Annotated in this window: 14 protein-coding genes and 1 pseudogene; 3 read left to right on the top strand and 12 right to left on the bottom strand. The window is 60.9% G+C overall.

The annotated features are described in order from the left end of the window. Nucleotides 1–154: 154 nt before the first annotated feature. The 9 genes and pseudogenes from RHSP_RS21780 to RHSP_RS21820 all read right to left on the bottom strand — a co-directional run bounded on the left by RHSP_RS21780 (nt 155) and on the right by RHSP_RS21820 (nt 15,672). Nucleotides 155–1,681 (bottom strand): aldehyde dehydrogenase family protein, encoded by a 1,527-nt coding sequence (locus tag RHSP_RS21780; RefSeq protein WP_081615344.1) that lies wholly within the window; start codon nt 1,679–1,681, stop codon nt 155–157. Next, nucleotides 1,675–2,454, bottom strand: coding sequence for an enoyl-CoA hydratase/isomerase family protein (locus tag RHSP_RS21785; RefSeq protein ID WP_037153686.1), 780 nt, complete (start codon nt 2,452–2,454; stop codon nt 1,675–1,677). The genes RHSP_RS21780 and RHSP_RS21785 overlap by 7 nt, the downstream gene beginning before the upstream one ends. Next, on the bottom strand, nt 2,447–4,060 hold the full coding sequence (locus tag RHSP_RS21790; RefSeq protein WP_037153702.1) for an acyl CoA:acetate/3-ketoacid CoA transferase: 1,614 nt from the start codon (nt 4,058–4,060) through the stop codon (nt 2,447–2,449). Before RHSP_RS21790 ends, RHSP_RS21785 begins: the two co-directional genes overlap by 8 nt. A gap of 6 nt (nt 4,061–4,066) precedes the next feature. Then, nucleotides 4,067–5,122, bottom strand: coding sequence for a LacI family DNA-binding transcriptional regulator (locus RHSP_RS21795; RefSeq protein ID WP_004123033.1), 1,056 nt, complete (start codon nt 5,120–5,122; stop codon nt 4,067–4,069). A gap of 827 nt (nt 5,123–5,949) precedes the next feature. Continuing rightward, nucleotides 5,950–11,388, bottom strand: coding sequence for a putative Ig domain-containing protein (locus tag RHSP_RS33175; RefSeq protein WP_167332668.1), 5,439 nt, complete (start codon nt 11,386–11,388; stop codon nt 5,950–5,952). A gap of 1,302 nt (nt 11,389–12,690) precedes the next feature. After that, nucleotides 12,691–12,977, bottom strand: a pseudogene (locus RHSP_RS33905) (NAD(P)-binding protein); the annotation flags it as partial. A gap of 93 nt (nt 12,978–13,070) precedes the next feature. Beyond that, entirely contained in the window at nt 13,071–14,309 is a 1,239-nt protein-coding gene (locus tag RHSP_RS21810; RefSeq protein ID WP_037153690.1) for a styrene monooxygenase/indole monooxygenase family protein, read from the bottom strand. Between the two features lie 40 nt (nt 14,310–14,349). Next, nucleotides 14,350–15,135: an SDR family oxidoreductase gene (locus tag RHSP_RS33910; protein WP_037153707.1), complete on the bottom strand. Its 786-nt coding sequence runs from the start codon at nt 15,133–15,135 to the stop codon at nt 14,350–14,352. 42 nt (nt 15,136–15,177) lie between these two features. Continuing rightward, nucleotides 15,178–15,672, bottom strand: coding sequence for a flavin reductase family protein (locus tag RHSP_RS21820; RefSeq protein ID WP_037153696.1), 495 nt, complete (start codon nt 15,670–15,672; stop codon nt 15,178–15,180). Nucleotides 15,673–15,826: 154 nt separating this feature from the next. On the opposite strand from RHSP_RS21820, the gene RHSP_RS21825 reads away from it, so the two are divergent. Continuing rightward, nucleotides 15,827–16,834: an AraC family transcriptional regulator gene (locus RHSP_RS21825; protein ID WP_004123041.1), complete on the top strand. Its 1,008-nt coding sequence runs from the start codon at nt 15,827–15,829 to the stop codon at nt 16,832–16,834. 235 nt (nt 16,835–17,069) lie between these two features. Here RHSP_RS21825 and RHSP_RS21830 read toward each other — a convergent pair whose 3' ends face one another. Beyond that, nucleotides 17,070–17,543, bottom strand: a complete 474-nt coding sequence (locus tag RHSP_RS21830; protein WP_037153710.1) for a winged helix-turn-helix transcriptional regulator — start codon at nt 17,541–17,543, stop codon at nt 17,070–17,072. 167 nt (nt 17,544–17,710) lie between these two features. Between RHSP_RS21830 and RHSP_RS21835 the strand changes: the two genes are divergently transcribed. Continuing rightward, nucleotides 17,711–18,568: an alpha/beta fold hydrolase gene (locus RHSP_RS21835; protein WP_004123046.1), complete on the top strand. Its 858-nt coding sequence runs from the start codon at nt 17,711–17,713 to the stop codon at nt 18,566–18,568. An 89-nt stretch (nt 18,569–18,657) separates the two neighbouring features. Then, nucleotides 18,658–19,578 carry an alpha/beta fold hydrolase gene (locus RHSP_RS21840; protein ID WP_004123049.1) on the top strand — a complete coding sequence of 307 codons (921 nt, stop codon included), beginning with the start codon at nt 18,658–18,660 and terminating at the stop codon, nt 19,576–19,578. A gap of 164 nt (nt 19,579–19,742) precedes the next feature. On the opposite strand, the gene RHSP_RS21845 is transcribed toward RHSP_RS21840, so the two are convergent. After that, nucleotides 19,743–20,651 carry a TIGR03571 family LLM class oxidoreductase gene (locus RHSP_RS21845; RefSeq protein WP_037153699.1) on the bottom strand — a complete coding sequence of 303 codons (909 nt, stop codon included), beginning with the start codon at nt 20,649–20,651 and terminating at the stop codon, nt 19,743–19,745. Between the two features lie 174 nt (nt 20,652–20,825). Further along, nucleotides 20,826–21,197, bottom strand: coding sequence for a PsiF family protein (locus RHSP_RS21850; RefSeq protein WP_004123056.1), 372 nt, complete (start codon nt 21,195–21,197; stop codon nt 20,826–20,828). Between the last annotated feature and the right edge of the window lie 137 nt (nt 21,198–21,334).

Below are 21,334 nucleotides of genomic sequence, written 5' to 3' on the forward strand. Positions count from 1 at the left end.
CGAGCCGATACGCCCAAACCACCAACCGACAGCGCCACTACCGCCGTCGTCGTCAGAAACTTGCGCATTGAGAACCTCCCAGTTCAAGTTTGAAGCGCAGGAACCATTCCTGCACTATTCCCCGCCCTCCTCGGGCGCAGTCTTTAGCCGGCTGTCAGGCCAACTTGTCTTTCTGCGGCATCCACCAGTTCGTTCGGGCGCCGATATGCATGTTGAGTGTCTTGGTCTCGGTGTAATCTTCGACGGCATGGCGGCCGAGTTCGCGGCCGATGCCGGATTGTTTGTATCCGCCGAACGGAAGCTCCGACGCTCCATCCATGAAGGTGTTCATCCAGACCGTCCCGGCGCGGACCTTGCGGCCGATCGTGAGGCAGGTGTCGAAGTCACGGCTCCACACGCCGGCCGACAGGCCGTAATCGATGGAGTTGGCGATCTCGATCGCTTCTGCCGTCGTCTCGAAGGTCAGCACCGAGAGAACAGGTCCGAAGACCTCCTCGCGAGCCACGGCCATGTTCGGCGTGACCGCCTCGAGAATGGTCGGCGCCATGAACTGACCCATGCCGAAATCCAGAGCCTGACCGCCATGGGCCACCTTCGCGCCGCTCTCCTTAGCGCCAGTGAGATAGCCATTGATCTTCTCAAGATGCTGCGGCGTGATGATCGCACCGACCTGAGTGGACGGGTCGAGAGGGTCGCCGACCTTGACGTCCTTTGCGAGCTCCGCGACCCGCTTGACGACATCGGAAGCGATGCTTTTGTGCAGGATCAGTCGGGAACCGGCATTGCAGCATTCGCCGGCATTGAAATATGCGCCGAATACCGCGGCATCGATGAACGCATCCAGATCCGCGTCCGGAAAGACGATCTGAGGGTTCTTTCCTCCAAGCTCGAGAGAGACCTTTTTCAAGGTCTGCGCGGCGTTCGTCATCGTCAGCTTGCCGACACCTGTCGAACCGGTGAAGGAAACCATGTCGACCTCAGGATGCGAGGTCATGATGGCGCCGACCTCCGGCCCTGTGCCGGTGACAATATTGACCACGCCGGCGGGCACCCCGGCTTCCTGGAGGATTTCGCCCAGGACGAGTGTCGATCCCGAGGTTAGCTCGGACGGCTTCACGATTGTCGTGCAGCCGGCCGCGAGCGCGAATGGCAGCTTCTGACCGACGATCAGGAATGGGAAGTTCCAGGGCGTGATGATGGAGACAACGCCGATCGCCTCACGCAGGACGACGCCGAGCGTGCCGTCTCCGAGCGTATTGTAGCTTTCGCCATGAAGATCGCGCGCAAGAGCCGCCGCATAACGCCAAATGTCGACCGAACCCGCGATTTCCCCACGAACCTGCGAGATCGGCTTGCCGGCCTCGATGGCATCGAGATAGGCGAGCTCCTCGAAGCGCTCGGCGATGAGATCGGCCGCCTTCAACAAGATGGCCGAGCGCTCGGAAGCCGTCATTCTCGGCCACGGGCCGTGATCAAATGCCTTGCGCGCCGCAGCGATGGCGCGCACCGTGTCTTCCTTTGTGCCCGTCGGAAAACGACTGACGACGATGCCGTGGCTCGGCGCGATGCGCTCGATTGGCTGGGAAGCGCCGGCCTCCCATTTGCCATCGATCAGCATCTTGAAGTCTCGAGCCTTATGGTCGGCAAGAGCCTTTGGCGTCACCAGAACCGTCATCACCATTCTCCTTTGAATTTTGCAGAGCGCTTCTCGGTAAATGAAGCGACACCCTCCTTGAGGTCGCCGGTCTTCGCGGCGAGGATCGACCCGAGAGCCTCGACCGCCGTGCCGTTGTCCTCGCCATTTGCGGAGGCAATCATAAGCTTGACTATTTCAAGGGCCGCCGGCCCTCTGGCGGCGATGCGCGCCGCGTATTCGTTCGCTGCGACGACTGCTTTACCGGTCGCAACAACGGCATCGACGAGCCCGAGACCCCGCGCCTCTTCGGCCGTAAAGATTTCCCCGCCGAGCGCCATGCGACGCACGATCTGGGCTCCGAAACGCTTCACGAGCCGTTGGGTGCCCGACCATCCCGGAACCATGCCAAGCCCCGTTTCGGGCAGGCCAATCTTGATGTGTTCCTCCGCTATGCGGATGTCGGCAACGCCGGCAAGCTCAAGACCGCCGCCGAGCGCGTGTCCATTGAGAGCGGCGACAAGGGGAACGCGCAGCGTCGCCAGCCGTTCGAAAATACGATGACCGTGGCGAACCCAGGCATGGCCGAACTCCTCTGGACGCATGCCGCCCCACGCCTTGATGTCGCCGCCGGCTGAAAAGCCCTTGCCCTCCCCGGTCAGGATCGCGACGCGGACGTCAGCATTTGCCTCCACCTCGTCGGCGGCATCGGACAACGCCTTGAGCATATCGAGATCGAGCGCGTTCAGCTTCTCCGGCCGCGAGACAGTCATCGTCGCGATATGGCCTTCGACCTCGACCCTTACCGTACCGCTAGCCATGGAAGACACCCTCCAGAACGCGGGCGTCCTTCTTTGCAAGCGAAAGCTTGATGTTCGCCTCGGCGAAGAGGTTCGCGTCCATGATTTTCAGATCATCCGAAACGATGAGCGGGAATTCGGATTGACTGAGGACGTGTTCCTTAAGATCGATGCCCGGCGCGATCTCCGTCAATACGATGCCATTCGGCGTCAACTTCATGACGCAGCGCTCGGTAACGTAAGTAATGTCCTGGCCCTGCTCGATAGCCCGCCTGCCCGAGAAGGTGACATGCTCCACCTCGTTGACAAGCTTCTTCAGCTTGCCTTCCTTCTCGATCACGAGCTTGCCGTCGTCGATGGCGAGCTTTGCGCCTGCATTGAACATGCCCGAGAAGACGATCTTCTTCGCTCGCGCTGTGATGTCGACAAAGCCGCCAGCGCCCGCGGTCACATGCGGACGGAAGGACAGCTTCGACACGTTGACCGAACCGTCCCTGCCGATTTCCAGGAAGGAAAGCAGCGAGGCATCGAAGCCGGCTCCCTGGAAGTAGGTGAACTGATAAGGCGACGGCATATAGGCGTCGGCGTTCGATGCGCAGCCGAAAGCAAAATCAAGCAGCGGAACGCCGCCGACCGCGCCTTGTTCGATGACCCAAGTAACGGCGCCGTGGAGCCCTTCCTCGAGAAGAATACGCGGCACGTTTGCGGAAATACCGAAGCCAAGATTGACGCAGCTTCCGGCCTGGAGCTCCTGAGCCACGCGCCGGGCGATCACCTTCTGTATGTTGAATTCGGGAACTCTGAAGCTGTCGAGCGGACGGAAGATCTCGCCGGAGATGGCGGGATCGTAGAGGGTCTGCGTCGTCTGCTTCTGATCGGGATCGACGATCAAGTAGTCGACCAGCATCCCGGGTACGCGCACATCGTGAGGCTTCAGCGAACCTTCCTTGGTGATGCGCTTGACCTGCGCGATGACGATGCCGCCGTTGTTGCGGGCAGCCAGAGCCTGATCAAGGCCGCCGAGATAGGCGCCTTCATGCTCATAGGTGAGATTGCCGCGCTCGTCCGCCGTGGTCGCGCGGATGATGGCGACTTGCGGCACGATCGACGGGAAGAACAGGTAGTCGTCACCTTCAAACGACACGCGCTTGACCACAGGCTCTCGGGCGGCCAGCTCGTTCATGGCGCAGCCCTGGCGCTTGGGATCGACAAAGGTCTCCATGCCGACCTTGGTCAAAACCCCCGGACGCTTTGCAGCAGCCTCGCGATGCATGTCAAACATGATGCCCGAGGGAATATTATAGGCGGGAATCTCGTTATTGGTGATCATCTGCCAGATGAGCGGCGGCTCGGCGCTGGATGGACCGGACGGATAGGATCCGCCGAGGATGCGCTTCAGCAGTCCCTTCTTGGCGATATGGTCCACACCCTTGATGCCGCTCATGTCGCCAGCGGCAATCGGATGAAGGGTGGTGATGTCGCGGGGATGGCCGGTCGTTTCGAAACGCTCGCCGATCGCCTTCAGCATAAGGTCGGGGCATCCCAGTCCACTGGATGACGACACCGAAACGATGGCGCCATCCGGAATAAGGGCTGCGGCTTGCGCCGGAGTAATATGCTTGTTCATGTTCATCTAAAGTCCTGTTTCAACTTTAACGGACGGATCAGCGTCGGTCGCCCCGCAACTGCTGCGCACCACGAGGCGAACGGACGAAATGATCGATTCCGCCTCGGCCTTGCCGGCATTGATCTGCTTCAAGAGGAGCTGAGCGGCCCGCCGGCCCATCGCCTGCGGATCAACCGAAATGGTCGTCAGCGCCGGAACCGCCGTTTTTGCCTCGATGACGTCGTCGAAGCCGACCACCGCGAAGTCTTTTCCCGGTTCCAGGCCCTTGGCGCGGAGCCCGTCACATACGCCAAAGGCAACCGCATCGTTGAAGCAGACGGCGGCCGTCGGCTTGATGTCGGTAGCTAGCGCGCGTCCAACGGCATCAACACCGCCTGCCCTGGAGGGCGCGGACGGGATGATCAGGGCATCGGCGGGCTCCAGGCCACATGCTGCAATAGCAGCGCGATATCCGTGCAGCCGGTCTTCGAACACGGCGGTATCGTTGAACCCTCCAAGGAAAGCTATCTGCCGATGTCCAAGGGATACGAGATGCTGCACGCCGGCAAATGTGCCTTGCTGATTGTCCGATACGAGGGACGATACTCGAGCTCCCGGCACGTTGCGCACGACGACGACCACGGGGATGCCTGACGCCACAATCGGCTTGAGATCAGCCGCGGTCGTCGCACGGGCCGGCGACAGTATGAGGCCCGAGATTCCATGCTCGCGCATGGAAGCGATGACCTCACTCTGGCGATCCAGACTTTCGCTGGTATTGGAAAGGAACTGAACGAAGCCGGCGGACTGCACCACCATGTCGACGCCGACGGCAAGCTCGGCAAAAAAACCATTGGTCAGGTCGTTGACAACCACGCCGAGGATCTTCGACTTCGCGCCGGACTGCCTAAGGTTGGCGGCGCCGCGATTATAGACATAACCGAGCTCGCGCATGACAGCCGTGACCTTGGCCCGGGTGCCGTCGTTGACCAGCGGAGACCCCTGAAGAACGAGGGAGACCGTCGACTTCGACACACCCGCAGCCTTCGCGATGTCGATGACGGTTACCCGTTCATTTTTCATAAGGTCCTCCCACGGCTCGAGCCATATCGATGCTATTAATTGGAACGTTCCAATTAAGTCAAGTCAAAAAATGTCACGAGATACGCGTGCAAGCGTCGCGTCACCCGATGAGACGGCGACAAAATGCCAAATTCGCTGCATTTTTCCGATGAACGGCTTGCAGCCATAGCGATATAATCGAAATCTTCATGGGAAATTTGGAACGTTCTAGTTTCTCGGGCGAGCCTTTCCATGGCGCCTTGCATTGACTACGCAATGCGTGAGACCTGCCAGATACACTTGATGCAGTCGCCTATCGCATCTCGGAGGCCCACGACGCCATTGTTTTGGCCTAGACCTTCCCGTTACAGAAAAATGCTGCCGCCATTTACAAATGTCGGCCCGAAGCAGGGGAGATCGAAGGGCATGGTGGAGCAAGATTAGGCGGGGAGCAGCAACTTCCGAAGAAGTGCGCAGCAAAGCTGCATATTGGTCCGCTGAAAAAGGGCGCGTGTCCGACGGCAATGATTGGGGCATGCTATCGTCGTCGGACGCTGCGCCATCCGGCTCGTGGGTGGTGCCCGAGCCGGTATTTCGAATATTAGCATTTGCCCCGGATTTAGCGAACCTGCCCGGATGGGCAGGTTCGTTGCTGGAATGGCCCTTCTTTCTTCAAATCCCCCATCTGACGATGTTCCTTCGAGTTGCATGTGCACAGTATCGCCGTCTCGGGCGCGGCAACCGGGCGTCCCCCCTTTCGTGTATCAGGACGCCAAGGCCGGATCAGTGCGCTGCTCCGGCAGGTCCCTGCCGAAGCCTTGCCTGTCTCTGCGATCTTGCCTGCTGCGTCAGAACTTCTTAGCTGCGGCGAGTTTTGCGCCGACGGATTTCTGGCCGTCGCCCTCGATGTTGAGGAGGATGCTGGTGTCGAGCATCCAGAAGTTGGCGGTTTGCAGCGTGACGCCGGCGGTGAGAGCGCCGAAGGCGCCGGAGCCGTCGAGGCCGGAGAAGCCGGCGGTGACGCCGAGCTTCGGCGTCAGCTTGGCGTCGTTCTCCAGCACGAAGGACCGGGCGATCTCGGCGCCGAGGCTGACGCGGAACTGATCCTCGTTGAAGCCGTCGATGGTGATGGCATCGCCGGCGCCGTTCTTGACCGTGTAATCCGCGACCTTTTCCGAGAAGTAGATCATCCGCAGCTTCGGCGAGATCGTCGTGTCCTCGTCCAGGCTCCACTGCCCGTCGATCGAGGTGTCGGCCATCCAGCGCGTCGTCTTGAAGCTGCCGTTCCAGAACGTGGTGTTGATCGTGTTGTTCGAGCCGCCATAGCGCAGGCTGCCGTTCCAGAACACGCCCCTGCCGATCTCGATCGAGGCATAGGGGCCGGCAAGCCAGCCATTGCCCGTCAGTTCGGCATCCTGCTCGGTCGGATCCGTCATCCGGTCATAATGGAACGACAGCCCGATCAGCGCCCGGTCGGACAGCAGATAGTCCGCCCCCATGTTGATCATGGCAAAGCTGCCCCACTTGCCGGTGCTGTCGTTCCGGTTCTTGTCGTTATGGGCCAGGAAGGCGCCGCCGATCCAGACGTTGAAGGGGGCAGACGCCGCATCCGCATCGCCGCCGGCCGCCCGGAGCTGCGACAGGCTGGTGGAGAAGCCGAGCGTCATGCCCTCTTGCGACGGCGTCATGCGGGCGGTGATCGGATCGCTCGCCTTTTGCATCTGCCGGCGCTGCAGCAGCCCCGGCACCTCGATGGTGTTGGCGATCATGTTCTGCCGGGACTGCACGAAGCCATGCACGAGCCCGTCGATATCCGCGGCAACCTTGCCGGCATCATAGCCGACATTATAGGTGACCGTGCCGATATTCGATGTTCCGAGCGCGCTGACGAGCTTGTAGCCGACGCGGACCTGGCCGGAATAGGCCGGGTTCGGCGTATAGTGCAGATACCAGCCGACCGGGGTCGAGACGGGTCCCGCCTGTGCCAGCTGCCCCTGGATGATCGTCACGGTGCCGGCATTGGCCGGCTCGACAAACGCCAGGATCGCCGCGGTGAACGGGCCGCCGGTGGCGCCGCGGTTGAGGTAGACGTCCCCGGGCGCCGAGCCGGCCGGCACGTTGACGACCTCGTCAGCGACGGTGACGGACCGGTTCTTCACCTTCAGCGTATAGGCGGCCGTTGCGGTGGCGCCATTACCGTCGCGGACCTGGATGGTGAAGCTGTAATCGCCCTCCGTGCCCGATGCCAGCGGCCCGTTGAGCTGGCCGGTGGAGATGTTGAGCACCAGGCCGTTCGGCAGGCTGCCGGAGGCGAGGCTGTAGATCTTCACCCCCGTGCCGCCGGTCGCCGAGACCTGCTGGCTGTAGGCCTCGCCGGCCATGGCTTCGGTCAGCGCCCCGCCGGCCGGAGAGAAGACGAATGTGGTCGGCGGCGGCGCGATGGCGATCGTATAGGCGGCCGAGGTCGTGGCATTGTTGGCATCGGTGGCGCTGATCGAGAAGCTGTAGTTTCCCGATGCCGTCGGCGTGCCGGTGATCGCGCCCGTCGCGTGGTTGAGCGTCAGCCCGGCCGGCAAGGTGCCGGTCACGCCATAGCCATAGGGGCTGGTGCCGCCCGAGGCGGTGACCGTCTGGCTGTAGGCGGCATTCATCATGCCAGCGGCAAGCGCCCCGCTTGCCGGCGAGAAGGAAAGGGTCGGGGCGGTGACGGTGATGCTGATCGTGGCCGGCGCCGAGGTGCCCGAGCCATTGGTGGCGGTATAGGTAAAACTGTCCGGCCCGCTATAGCCCGCAACAGGCGTATAGGCGACGGTCGTTGCCGATGTGGCCGTGGCCGTGCCGTGCGCCGCCGGCGTCACGATCGCGGCCGAGGTCGCAGCCCCGCCGGTGACGGCAAGCGTGATCGCATTGGCCGACGAGTTGGCCGCAACCGTCGCAGCAACATTCCCCGCTACCGGAGCCTGGATGTTGGTGACCAGGGTATAAGCCCTGGAAGCGCTGAAGGGTCCCGCCCCCGTCGAGCTGTCCGTCGCGGTGATCGTGAGGTTGAAGGTGCCGGATGCCGTCGGCGTGCCGGAGAGCACACCACCCGAAGACAGCGTCAAGCCGGCCGGCAATACGCCGGTCGTCACCGCATAGCTGTAGGGACTGGTGCCGCCTGACGCCGTGATCGTCTCGCTATAGGCCGTCGCAACCGTCGCCGTCGGCAGCGTCGCCGGTGCGATCGCGATCGTCGGGGTCGACACGGTGATGCTGACCGTTGCCGGCGCAGACGTGCCGTCGGCATTGCTGGCCGTATAGGTGAAGCTGTCGGTGCCGACATAGCCTGCCGCCGGCGTATAGCTGATGGCAGTGCCCGATGCATTTGCCGTGCCATGCGTTGCCTGCGCCACAACCGCGACCGAGGTCGCCGTGCCGCCCGACAGGCTCAGGGCGACCGGGGTGTTCGTCGAGTTCGGTGGGACAGTCGCCGACACATTACTCACCACCGGCGGATTGGCCGTCACGACCAGGCTATAGGCCTTGCTGTTCGTAAACGGCCCGGTGCCGGTCGAACTGTCGGTCGCGGTAATCGTGAAGTTGAACGTGCTGGCAACGGTTGGCGTGCCCGCAATCGTACCCGCGGGCGACAGGGCGAGGCCATTCGGCAAAGCGCCGGCGATGACCGTATAGTGATAGGGTGCCGTCCCGCCAGACGCCGTGATGGTCTGGCTGTAGACCGTGTTGAGGGCAGCAGTCGGAATCGTTGCCGGCGCAATCGCAAGCGTCGGTGCCGATATCGTCAGACTATAGGCCTGGGAGCCGGTGAACGGTGCCCCGGTTCCGGTCGAGCTATCTGTCGCCGTAATCGTGACGTTGAAACTGCCTCCTGCCGTCGGCGTGCCCGACACCAAACCACCTGTCGACAGGCTCAAGCCGGCTGGCAGCGCACCTGCCGTCACCGCATAGGTGTAGGAGCTGGTGCCGCCCGAGGCCGTGATGGTCTGGCTATAGACGGTCCCGACCGTGCCCGAAGACAATGTCGTTGGGCCGACCGAGATCGTCGGCGAGGCGATGGTCAGGCTGTAGGCCCGGGTGCCGGTAAAGGGGCCTGTGCCGGTCGAACTGTCCGTTATAGTGACGATGAAGTTGAACGTGCCCCCCGCCGTTGGTGTGCCCGAGACCACACCGCTCGTCGGCGACAGCGTCAGGCCGGCTGGCAGGGAACCTGACGTCACCGCATAGGTATAGGAACTGGTCCCCCCCGACGCCGTGATCGTCTGGCTATAGGTTGTTGCAACCGCTCCTGCAGACAGTGTCGACGGGCCGATCGCGATCGTCGGGGCGGATACCGTTACGCTGACGGTTGCCGGCGCCGAGGTGCCGCCGGCATTGGTCGCTGTGTAGGTGAAGCTGTCACTGCCGACATAGCCCGGCGTCGGCGTAAAGGTGATCGACAATCCCGATGCGGTCGCCGTGCCATGCGTCGCCTGCGTCGCAACCGCGACAGAGGCTGCAGCGCCGCCCGAAAGGCTCAAGGTAACCGCATTGCTTGCCGAATTCGGTGCAACCGTCAGCGAAACATTGCCCGCAACCGGGGGATTGAGGAAAGTATAGCCGCCGACCAGAGTTCCCGTGCCGCCAACGGTGGCGACAGCGACATTGACTGCGCCGGCTGCATGGGCTGGCACGGTCGCGGTTATCGAGGTTGCGCTGTCAACGGTAAAGCTCGAGGCTGCCATGCTGCCGAAGGTCACGCTCGTCGCACCGGTCAGGTTTGTCCCGCTGACGGTGACGGAGGTGCCGCCCGTCACCGAGCCGGAATTCGGGCTAATGCTCGATACGGTCGGTGCGGCGATATAGGTATATTGATCGGCAGCCGAGATCGCACTCGTGCCGCCCGCTGTCGTGACCCGGATGTCGACCGTTCCCGTGCCAGCCGGCGCAGTTGCCGTGATCGATGTCGGCGAATTGACCGTGAAACCCGTCGCCGCCGTTGCACCGAAGGTGACCGATGTTGCACCGCTGAAGCTGGTTCCGGTCAGCGTAACGGTCGTGCCACCCGCCGTCGGGCCGGCCGTCGGCGAAATCGCCGTCACGGTCGGAGCGGCGATATAGGTGAATCGATCCGCCGCAGACGTTGAGCTCGTCCCACCGGCGGTGCTCACCCGGACATCTACCGTTCCCGTACCGGCCGGCGCCGTCGCCGTGATCGAGGTTGCCGAATTGACCGTGAAACCGGCCGCAGCCGTCGCACCGAAGGTGACGGCCGTCGCTGCCGTCAAGTCCGTGCCGGTAATCGTCACCGTCGTACCGCCCGCTGCTGGGCCTGACGAAGGCAAGATCGCCGATACCGTGGGGGCAGCAATATAGGTGAACTGGTCGGCGGCGGAGGTCGCGCTCGTGCCGCCGGAGGTCGTTACGCGAACATCCACCGTCCCCGTGCCTGCGGGTGCGGTCGCCGTGATCGAGGTTGCCGAATTGACCGTGAAACCGGCCGCAGCCGTCGCACCGAAGGTGACGGCCGTCGCTGCCGTCAAGTCCGTGCCGGTAATCGTCACCGTCGTGCCGCCCGTCGCCGGGCCCGAGGTCGGCGAGATCGAACTGATCGTCGGAACAGGCCTATTGACGGTGATCGAACCAGTTGGTGGGGTAGCATAGAGTGAGGCGTTCGCGCCCGAGAGCGCATAACTGACAGCGATTGCCCCTGGTCCCGCATTGGATGCAGCAGTGACCGTGAAATTCTGGCTTGCTCCCGTCGAAAAATTCAGAGTGGTCGGCGCAAACGTCAGTCCAGTCGCCGACGGTGTCAGCGTAACGTTACCGGCGGCAGATGCCGTCATCGTCAGGGTGGCGGAAGTGCTGCCCTGCGTCAGAACTGGATATGCCGGCGGGCTAATGGTGCCAAGAACGGTCAGCGACGAGCTCGCCGGCGGTGTATATTGCGCAGCGTCGGCACCACCCAACGCGTAGCTGATCGTGACCGGCCCAGGCGCCGCGCCGGCGTCTGCCGTGACTGTAAACGTCTGGCTGGAACTACCCGCACCAAAGGCAATCGTAGGCGGGTTAAACGTCAGTCCCGTTGCCGTTGGGGTCACGGCCAGGCCGGAACTCGGCGCCTGCGACAAAGTCATGGTCAGGCTGCTAGTGGTGCTGCCCGCCTGCACCACAGGAAAACTCGGCAGAGTGACGGTCCCCGGTGCATTTTGGCAGGTGACCGTGGCATGAACCGCGCCTGTCCCTAGCTGCGACCAAGCATAGACCGTAAAATCGGGATACGCCTGGTCAGCAGTATAGGTGCTACTCAAATTAAGTTCGTGACTAATGGTCGCATATTTTTCAACGATTATGGTCGAGCCAGCGTGATCCGTATAAAGGGCAAATCCCGATCCGCTGTTTGGATCAGTATCCGCATTGGTACTTCCAGTGGTCGTGACATTATAGGTGATCTTGTCGCCGGCATTCAGCGCGAGGCCGGGCTGCCACAGCGAGTCTCCGTTGGAGAATGTCCTCCCGCTTCCCCAGGACGCATTGATCGCATCGCAGCCTGACGAGGCAAACGAACGTGGCGCAAATGCGGTCTGTATCGCTACCGACAAGAGCGTGAAACCGAGCACCGGGATCAAGTTTGAGATGCGCTTGATTCTGTTGGAGTCCTTTCGAAAAAAAGGCGCAACAGCTGTCATGCGAGTTCGAGCTGCTCCCGGCAAAGCAAGCGGCCGCAGCTCCACAATATGCCGTGCGTAATTTAGAAGCGCGCCAACTCGAAACTCTCGAGATGCCGTAGCACCAACCGTCTTTCTAAAGGTCGGGCCGCATCGCTGCTCCTTGCGAGCAAACGATCCGTTTACGTTCTGAAAATCAATCTGCTTTTTGGTTCGCTTGGCGAAGCAGGCTGCGCCTTGGCGAAGAATTTTCGATACGAACAACAATATATACCCGTCCCTGCACCAAGAACCGGCGCCCTAACCAGCCGGCCCTGCCCAACCCCTCGATGACACTCACGCGCCATCACGCCTTCACCCTGCCGTGAAACGGCAAAGAGGTGCCCTCCGAGGATCCCATATCACCAGCGACCTTTACTTTCGCTGCCGGCAATCGATCGAAATATCCCGCAAAATCCGCTAGATGAACGAACAAGTATTTGCCCGTTCCTGCCGGATATTATTCTCGCGAACTGACATAAGGTGAAAGCCGATTCAGCTTAAGGATGTCAACGATCCGGCTGAACCATATTTGGTACTATCCCTTGTTTGCCCAAAAGAAGTCTCGGTCGCCGGCAAAAAGACTATGTCCTATGCGCCCGCATCAAATTGTCTTCGACAAGTTGCAAACGAGCAGACGTGAAAAGCGAACGGGGCTGGAGAGATTTACATACACGGTGGATTGAGCCACCAGATGCTGCGGCGGCGGCCGTTTCTACCCGGCCTGTGCGAGTTATATCCTCGATCACCAACTGCTCAATTTGTCGTTCTATTGGAAACAGCGCTGCTGTCGCATGCAAGCAGGCCAACGTCGCCAGCCAATTCCTCTTGCGCCGATGGTCCTCACCTATTTCAATGATGACGCCAGCTGGAAACCTGATCCCCCCGCCAAGCAAGGTCCGCGATGGGCCTTAGTGCTCCCGTAAGCAAGGGTGTGTAGCAGAACTCCAGCCCGCGGGCTTCGAGATCCTTGCCGATGGCGCCATAGGCCGGAGAGGTCAGGAAAAGTACCATCGTCGTCGCCATGACGTCATGGCGGTAGCCGGGCACTGCGATCTCCTCGGTGCGCAGGCAGCCGCCGATGCGGTCGTTACGCTCTAGAAGCAGATTTTCTTGCCGTTCTTTCCAAGCAAGGCAGCCGCGACGAGCGCATTGATGCCGCTTCCGATGATGATGTAATCCGGTTCAGCCACAATCTACCTCAAGCAGAAGATGCCTCGCCGGGTGCGGCGAGGTGCGCTTTCTCATGCGATGTTTGCCAAGGCGCATCGCATCTGGTTCCCTCATTAGGCCGCGAGCTGCAGCAGATAGGCGTCCGCTTCTTCCGGCACGGCAAACCATGGGAAGAAATCTCTCGGATCGTTGAAGCCGTTGGCGATGCGGCGAGCAAGCGCCGGATAGGCCTGGGCCGAACCCATCAGATTGAGCACATGCGGTGGTGGCGGCAGAAGCAGCGCGTTCGTCCAGCCGACAACATATTGTGCATAGCTCCAATAGGCTTCGAAGGCCGTGTGCATGAAGTTTTCGTCGAAGGCTTTGTCGCCATGCGCCAGGATCGCATCGAGGTAGCATTTCGCAGCTTTCGACGCGTTGTTGGAGCCCTGGCCTGTGATCGGATCGTTGAGGCAGACCGCATCGGCAAGACCGAGTACAGCGGCGCCGGACGGCAAGCGGCCGACGGGTTTGCGGACCGTCGGTGCGAAGGCTCCGGCCAGACGACCATTGTCGTCCGTCAACGCCACATGGCGGCAGCGCTCGCTTTCCCAGGGCAGGAACGTGTCTAGAATCCATTTCGACCTTTCAAGGTGCTGCTCGGGAGACGTTACCTCCTTCCAGCAGTCCATCGGGCCGCCCGGAATTCCCTCGAAAACCATGATGTCGCAAACGCCGGTGGTGGTGAGCGCCGGGAAATTGAAGTATTCACCGACGCCGGGGATCAGGTTGAAATTTACGGCGGAATGGTCCGGGCGCGGGCTCATGCCGGTGACATAGGTCAGCGCCAGTGCCCGCTGCGGCTTGTCGAAAGGCGAACGCTCCGCATCGCGCTCGAACATCTTGGCTATGTCCCCCTTCCCCGCCGCGACGACCACCAGATCGCTTTGCCGGGCATAGGTTTCGAGGTCCTCGATGCCGGCATCATGGATGGTCAACTGACCACCGCGACGCTCGAACTCTGCCATCCAGCGCGGGATCTTCACGCGCTGATCGACGCTCTGCGCCGGACCGTCGAGCTTGCCGTTCCATTCGATCGCCTTGCCGCCGGAACCATCCGGAGCAGGAACAACAAAGTTGATGGAATCGACCGTCGGGCAGCTCTCATCCCAGAAATTCAATCCGAGATCGCGCTCGTTCTGAAGTGCGGCATCGAACATGCACTGACTGGACAGCACGCGCCCCGTTGCGATCTCCTCCGCCGTCCGGTTTTGAACGACATGGACCGCATGGCCGGCATCCAGCAGGCCGCAGGCCAGCTGCAGCCCGGACTGGCCGCCGCCGACAATGGTGAAGTTCCGTTTTCCTGACATCTCGTTCCCCTTATCTTCTTGAAATCGTGACCGTCGACCATCAATCCATAAGCAACGGGATGGCCGGCTCGGCGCGTTCCGGCCCCATTGCGGTATAGCCCCCGTCGACGCGGATATCCGTGCCGGTGATGAAGCTGGCATTGTCCGAGAGCAGGAACGCGACCGCTTCCGCCACCTCCTCCGGCCCGCCGGTGCGGCCCAAAAGATGGAAATCCTTGGCGACATTATCGGCCTTGCTGCGCGTATTCTTCGTCAGCTCCACCATGACATTGCTCCATGTCCAGCCCGGCGAGACGGCATTGACACGGATGCCTTCCGGCGCGAGATCCATGGCTTGGTTGCGGGTGAGCTGCAGGATCGCCGCCTTGGAAACGGGATAGACCCAACGCCCGGTCTGGGCGACGCGCGACGAAATGGAGCCGAAATTGACGATGGCCCCCTTGTTCTTCGCCAGATGCGGCCGGGCCGCCTGCATCAGAGCAATGGAGCCGAGAATGTTGACGTCGAAGGCCTTGAGCCAGTCGGCGCGGGCGGTTTCTGCGCCGTTGTCGAGATAGGTGCAAGCGACGTTGACAAGAAAATCCAATCGTCCAGTCGCCTTCACGGTCTCATGGATGAGCGACTTGATTTCATCGTCACTGGTGATGTCGGCCTTGATGAAACGAACATTCTTGCCGCAGCGCTCCGCTGCCGCCTTGCCGGCTTCGCTGTTAATATCGGCGATGACAACCGAAACGCCATAGTCAGCCAGTACCTTGGCAACGCCTTCGCCGATCAGCGTTGCGCCGCCGGACACAATCGCAGTCTTGCCTTCCAGTCCACGCATGGACATTCCCCTTCTTGCTTTGGATTTTCAAAAAAGATGCGATCAGGCGACTGCTGCGGCCGTCAAAAATGCGCCGTTGCCGTAGATCAGCGGATTATCCCGCCCTTCGGAAAGATGCGTGGCGGCGACCTGACCGATCAGGATCAGATGCGTGCCGAACTCTTTGATCTCCGCCAGCTCGCATTCGAAGGTCACCGCCGTATCGTGCAGCACCGGCGCGCCTGTTTCGATCGCTCTCCAGCGGCCGGCGGCAAAACGCTCCTCCCGCACAAGACCGGCCCGGCCGGCAAAGACCTCGGCGACGTCCTGCTGGTCGAACGACAGCACGTTGACGGCAAAGACGCGGGTGCTTTCGACCACGGCGGCAACCGAGCTGTTGCGGTTTACGCAGGCGACCAGAGATGGCGGCTCGGTCGAGAGCGAACAAACAGCAGTCGCAGTCAGCCCGCAGCGCTGACCCCTGCTGTCGATGGAGGTAATAATCGTGACACCGCCAGCCAGCTTGCGCATGCCGGCGCGGAATTCCTCGCTACCCATTTTTTCGTTCCCTTGCGAATGGATTTCAGATCCATTTCATGCTTAAAATTTCGCCGATGTTCCGACGAAGTGGAGCGCTCGGCAATCCAGATTGCGCGGGGCGATATCCAGATCCGGCAGCAGGCGGTCTGAAACCTCACTTTCAAAAGCAATCGTGGCGAAAGCAGTCGTGGGCGGGATGATCGGTATAGAGGCACTACGATCGAGCGGCGACCAGCGGGTCGATACCTGCGATGTCGACGATGCGCGCATGGCGATCGGGCAGATCTTCTGCCCGCATTTCCTGATGGTGACCGGCAAGGCTGAGCAAAGCTTTCATGCGCGCCACCGGCTGGTGAAAGAAACCGGCTATTCCATCAATCTCGTCACATATGGCGCGCAAGTGGAGATCGATCCGGGAGAACTCTCCCGCTTTTTTCTGCTGCAGATCCCGATCAAGGGCGAATCCCTGGTGAAATGCGGTTCGAGCCAGACGCTCGCCGTTGCCGGCAAGAGCGCCACGCTCCTGTCTCCCACGCTCCAGACCAGAATGCTCTGGAAGGAGGGATGTGAGAAGCTGATCCTGCTGATGGAGCGCACCCCGGTTGAAGACTATCTGGCGAAGCTCATCGATGGCGAGCCCGGCCACATCGAGTTCGATCCCTCGATCGACCTGACGTCGCCGATCGGACAAGGCATTTTGCGCCACGCCGATCTCATGCTGTGCTCCTCGCTCGCGGGCGATATGCCGCCCGCCTATAAGACCATGCTCCGCGACGGATTGACGAGCCTGCTTCTGTCAGGACTGCGGCATAACCATCAGCAGACGCTCGCCCGCCCGACGCAGGACAGCGGCCCCCACGCGGTTCGAAAAGCAGACGAGTTCATTCGCGCGAACGCAGCCTGTGCGATCGCGACTGCGGATATCGCCGAAGCCGCCGGCGTTCCTCTACGCACGCTTCAGGATAGCTACCGCAAGGCACGCGGGCGGACGCTGATCGAGGCGGTACAGAGCGTGCGTCTGGAAACCCTGCGCAAGATGCTGCTTGCGGGACGGGATGAACTCACCGTCGCAGACGCGGTCTTTGCCTGCGGTCTTGGCCATCTTGGCCGCGCCGCATTCGCCTACCGCGAACGCTTTGGCGAAAGCCCGTCAGAAACCTTACGTCGAGCAAGAAACTGACCGGAGCCTGGAAGCGGCACTCGCCAATAGCGAACCGGCGACCTCTCCGGAGCAGCAGTCGGCTTAGGTCAAAGCAATCGCGCTTGGCATAGTGCGTTCTCGAACCGCAGATCTTGCGGCGGGTCGGTGCCTTCATCGACTTGATGGCCGGAAGTCTGCTTCCCACCCGACCAATGGAAATAGGGCGGCACCATCTCAATCATAACGGAAGCGCACCGATGTCGCGCGCCGTTCGTTACGACGCGGGCTTCGCGTCACCCGCCTCCGGCACCCATGTCACGACGGTATCCTCCGGTCCCAACACGCGGCCGTCCTGCGAGCGAAGCTCCAGCTTTCGCACCGGCATACCGACCTTGCGATCGACCAGAAGCACATGCTTCTCACCGGGTTCGAAGAAGAAATCCTCACCCCATTGCCGAAGGGCGACAAGAAGCGGGAACAGGCCCCGCCCCTTCTCCGTAAGCACATATTCCTGATAGGGGCTGCCATCCGATGCCGGCGCTACATCCATGATGCCGTAGTCCACGAGATTGCGCAGCCGGGCCGAAAGAATGTTCTTCGCAAGCCCGAGGCTCTTTTGAAACTCTCCGAAGCGCCGCAGGCCGTTGAAGGCGTCGCGGACGATCAGCAAAGACCACCAGTCGCCAATGGCATCCAGCGGCCGGGCGACGCCGCATATCGAGTCCTTGTGACTAATTCTCTTTGCCATCGCCTCCGGCTCGCACTCCATTCCCACAATCCGGATCGATCAGCACGATCCGCACCCTCGAAATATAGAGGTTGCAAACTAAAACCGCAAGTGATACACGAATTATGGTTTTAACTTGCAACCACGATCGCTTGCGGCTGCATAGCCGCAATAAAGGAGGAGTTCCCATGACGCAGTATCGTCATATCGACGTTGACGGGGTCGAAATCTTCTATCGCGAGGCAGGCGACGCCAATCGTCCTGTAATCCTGCTTCTGCACGGCTTTCCCGCATCCTCTTTCATGTTCCGCGGACTGATCGATCGCCTGGCCGATCAGTTTCATCTCATTGCCCCCGACTATCCGGGCTTCGGTTACAGCGCAGCGCCGTCGCGTGACGAATTCTCCTACACCTTTGACCATCTGGCTGACGTGATGGAGAAATTCACCGACAGGATCGGCCTCGGGAAATACGCGATCTACATGCAGGACTTCGGCGGTCCGGTCGGATATCGTCTCGCCACACGGCACCCCGAGAAGGTCTCGTTCCTGATCGTCCAGAATGCCAATGCCTACGAGGAAGGTTTGCCCGGCAGCTTTTGGGAGCTGCCCAGGACGCTGTGGCGCGATCCCTCGCCGGAAAATTTCCGGAAAATTCGCGAGGAAGCCATTTCGGACGAGGCGCTGAAGTGGAACTACATCCACGGCGTCAAAAACGTCTCGAGCATAAGCCCTGACAGCTGGGCGCTGCAAAAAGCTCTCTTGGACCGCCCCGGCAACAAGGAGATCATGCTCGATCTCATCTATGATTATCGGACCAATCCGGATCTCTATCCGGAATGGCAGAGCTATTTCCGCAAGCATCAGCCACCGGCGTTGATCGTTTGGGGCCAGAACGACAGCATCTTCCCTCCCGCCGGTGCCTACCCCTATCAACGAGACCTGCCGAAAGCCGACTTCAATCTGCTCGACACCGGCCACTTCGCGCTTGAGGAGCAGGCGGAGGCGATTGCAGCCCATATCAAGCGGTTTGCGGCGACGCTTTAGAAATACGCCGAAAATCCATCGCCATTTCCAAGCTTTGCAGCGAACTGCGTGACAACCATCACGCAGCCGTCCCAGTGAAAGAATCCCCTATGAACATATCCGACACCACGTTTGGCGGCACGTTTCCATTCGCGCCGCACTATACCCACGCACCCGGTTTTCGGATGCACTATGTCGATGAAGGGCCGCGAGACGGTGAGGTCGTGCTATGCCTTCACGGCGAACCCACCTGGGGCTATCTGTTCCGCCACCTGATTCCTGTCCTCAGCCAGACACATCGGGTGATCGTGCCAGACCATATGGGTTTTGGCAGAAGCGAGACGCCGCAAGACCGTACCTATTGGCTTCAGGATCACATCGACAATCTGGAGCGCTTCGTGCTCGCGCTCGATCTGCACGAGATTACGCTCGTCATGCATGATTTCGGCGGTCCCGTCGGCATGGGGCTGGCCGCCCGCCACGCGGATCGGATCCGGCGGGTGATCACAGCCAATGCACCTACCCCATTCGGCCAGCCAGATCTTCTCGACCGCGTCATGGCAAATGCCTGCACCTCGCCCTGGTTCCAATGGATCACGCAAGCGGACGCCAAAGGCAGTCTTGAGGCGGTACTTGGGCAGCTTGGCTTCAATATACTAAGCGCGCTCAAGCTCAACGGTTTCGAGAACAACGCCATCATCAGCGATGGCTGGATTTCTGCCTATGGCTCGCCTTTCGCGGATCCAGCCGATTGCCTTGGTGCGATCGGCTGGGCACAGGGTTTTGCCGTTGGCGCCCATAGGTTCGAGGCACCCGATGCTGCGGCAAGCCAGGCAATCCGTAGCAAACCCGCCTTGGCAATCTGGGGAGAAGCGGACCGCACGCTTGGCGCCGAGCACTTCCTGCCGCTGTTTACGGCCATCTTTCCGGCCGCCCAGATCATTCGGCTGCCCGACGTCGGCCACTACTGCTTTGAGGATGCCCCGGATACCGTCACCGCACTGATCACGGACTTCATCCGGCAGTCCTGACGGTGCTTAGACCGCACTGTAGATCTGGAATGACGAGTAGGTGAGTTTTCGTCGTGTAGTTTTACTATGAAACTACGTATGCCATATCTGGCGATAATAACTTGTGTCCCGAACAGACCACGGCGCCGCCGAATCTGTAGTAACCTGGCTCACGACGCAGTCGTCTAGCGCAAGGCCGGCATCACATCAGCGGCAATTTCATCCATGACCTCGGCAGGTGGTCTGCCTTTCGAAATCAGGTTGAATGCGACATGCTGAATGCCGGCCTCGCGCATGGCCGACAATGCATCGATCAGTCCTCGCCTGCCCGTTTTGCCTCCGAGATTGATCTCCTCATAACTCGCATCGGATTTGCCGAGCAATTCGAGGACCATGGACTGGCCGAAGCCGCGAAATTCGGTCGTGACTTTCGTTTGCGCATTGCGCCAGAGCGCCAGCCGGTCTTTCTGCACCGGCAGCGGACGGTAATACGTCATCCATGCAGCCGCGTTTCGGGCGATCCATTCGAGGGATTGGGCTGATGAGCCCACCGCCACCATCGGGATGGTCCTGCCCTGTAAGCTCGGCCTTATGGCGAAATCGCGCCGAACATTGCCGCCTTCGTCGATAACGGCCTGATCGGGGCGCATCGCGGCAGCCAGGCGTTCCCAATGGGTCTGAAAGAGCACCTTGCGGCCTTCAACGTCTCTGCCGAACATTTCATATTCGCTGGGCCGGTCGCCCGAACCGAGCCCGAGAACGAACCGTCCCTTGGAGAGGGCCGCGACCGAAAGCGCGGCCTTGGCAATATGAAGAGGATGCCGCAGCGGCAGGACAATTGCGCCCGTCGCCAGGCGGATATTGGAAGTGGCGGTCGCCAATGCTCCGAGAAACACCCATGGATCGGCATGTCCGATCGGGTCGGGATAGCTCTCGCTGTTGAGGGGAACGTCCCTCACCCACACGGCATCGAAGCCCAATCTGTCGGCATGGCCGGCGATGCCGAGCTGAACATCGAATTGCACATCGGCAAGCGTCCTCGTCTGAGCCGGCAAGACGATGCCGAATGAAAACTGGTCTCTATGAAAAAGCACGGTGCGTCCCGAAACATATTGCTCCGACACAGAGATAAGGATGATGGTCTTTTAGAAAAAGGGCTGAGCCAGGGGAGAACTGGCAACGGATGGCAGCCTGGGCAATCTGGCCCGTCCTGGCATGGACGGGCCTATTTGAGCCGGGGAAATCCGAAGAGGCGCCGCAGCCACTGCTCAGCTGGCGGCGATGCACTGCTTGACGAAATCGCGCAGTGCTTTCTTTTCCAGGCCTTTGGTCTTGCCTTCGTCATGGCAGGTCTTGCGCTTCGCGAGAACCGGGTACTTCTGCTGCAGGCAGCTCTTGACGGCATCCTTGCGCGCCTGTCCCTTGAGGCCTTGTCCTGCCGCATCCTGCCGGCAAGCCTGCCGCGCCGTCTTGATTTCATCCTTCGACGGCATGGCTGAAGATGGTACCGAAGCAGATGGGGTCGTGGCGGGAACCGGCGTTTCGGTGGTCGCAGGTGTCGTCGTCTGCGCGAAAACCACGGTTGCCGAGGATAGGGCGAAGAGAGCAGCGGCGGTCGCGCTTAGCAGCTTGCGGGTCATGGGCATATCCTTTTGCCTGAAGGCCATTCTGTTCAAGCCGCCGACCTCATCCCGAGATCGGCGTTCTTCTTGAACGATGGCGATCGGCATATCCGTCGCTCGGATTGCCAATAAATTTCCGGCTAGCTTGCCGGCCC

Source organism: Rhizobium freirei PRF 81 (assembly GCF_000359745.1).
GTDB classification, from domain to species: domain Bacteria; phylum Pseudomonadota; class Alphaproteobacteria; order Rhizobiales; family Rhizobiaceae; genus Rhizobium; species Rhizobium freirei.

Excerpts from the sequence above, each read along its gene's own strand:
- RHSP_RS21780 (WP_081615344.1), bottom strand. The coding sequence starts at position 1,681 with ATGGTGATGACGGTTCTGGTGACGCCAAAGGCTCTTGCCGACCATAAG.
- RHSP_RS21785 (WP_037153686.1), bottom strand. The coding sequence starts at position 2,454 with ATGGCTAGCGGTACGGTAAGGGTCGAGGTCGAAGGCCATATCGCGACG.
- RHSP_RS21790 (WP_037153702.1), bottom strand. The coding sequence starts at position 4,060 with ATGAACAAGCATATTACTCCGGCGCAAGCCGCAGCCCTTATTCCGGAT.
- RHSP_RS21795 (WP_004123033.1), bottom strand. The coding sequence starts at position 5,122 with ATGAAAAATGAACGGGTAACCGTCATCGACATCGCGAAGGCTGCGGGT.
- RHSP_RS21810 (WP_037153690.1), bottom strand. The coding sequence starts at position 14,309 with ATGTCAGGAAAACGGAACTTCACCATTGTCGGCGGCGGCCAGTCCGGG.
- RHSP_RS33910 (WP_037153707.1), bottom strand. The coding sequence starts at position 15,135 with ATGCGTGGACTGGAAGGCAAGACTGCGATTGTGTCCGGCGGCGCAACG.
- RHSP_RS21820 (WP_037153696.1), bottom strand. The coding sequence starts at position 15,672 with ATGGGTAGCGAGGAATTCCGCGCCGGCATGCGCAAGCTGGCTGGCGGT.
- RHSP_RS21830 (WP_037153710.1), bottom strand. The coding sequence starts at position 17,543 with ATGGCAAAGAGAATTAGTCACAAGGACTCGATATGCGGCGTCGCCCGG.
- RHSP_RS21835 (WP_004123046.1), top strand. The coding sequence starts at position 17,711 with ATGACGCAGTATCGTCATATCGACGTTGACGGGGTCGAAATCTTCTAT.
- RHSP_RS21840 (WP_004123049.1), top strand. The coding sequence starts at position 18,658 with ATGAACATATCCGACACCACGTTTGGCGGCACGTTTCCATTCGCGCCG.
- RHSP_RS21850 (WP_004123056.1), bottom strand. The coding sequence starts at position 21,197 with ATGACCCGCAAGCTGCTAAGCGCGACCGCCGCTGCTCTCTTCGCCCTA.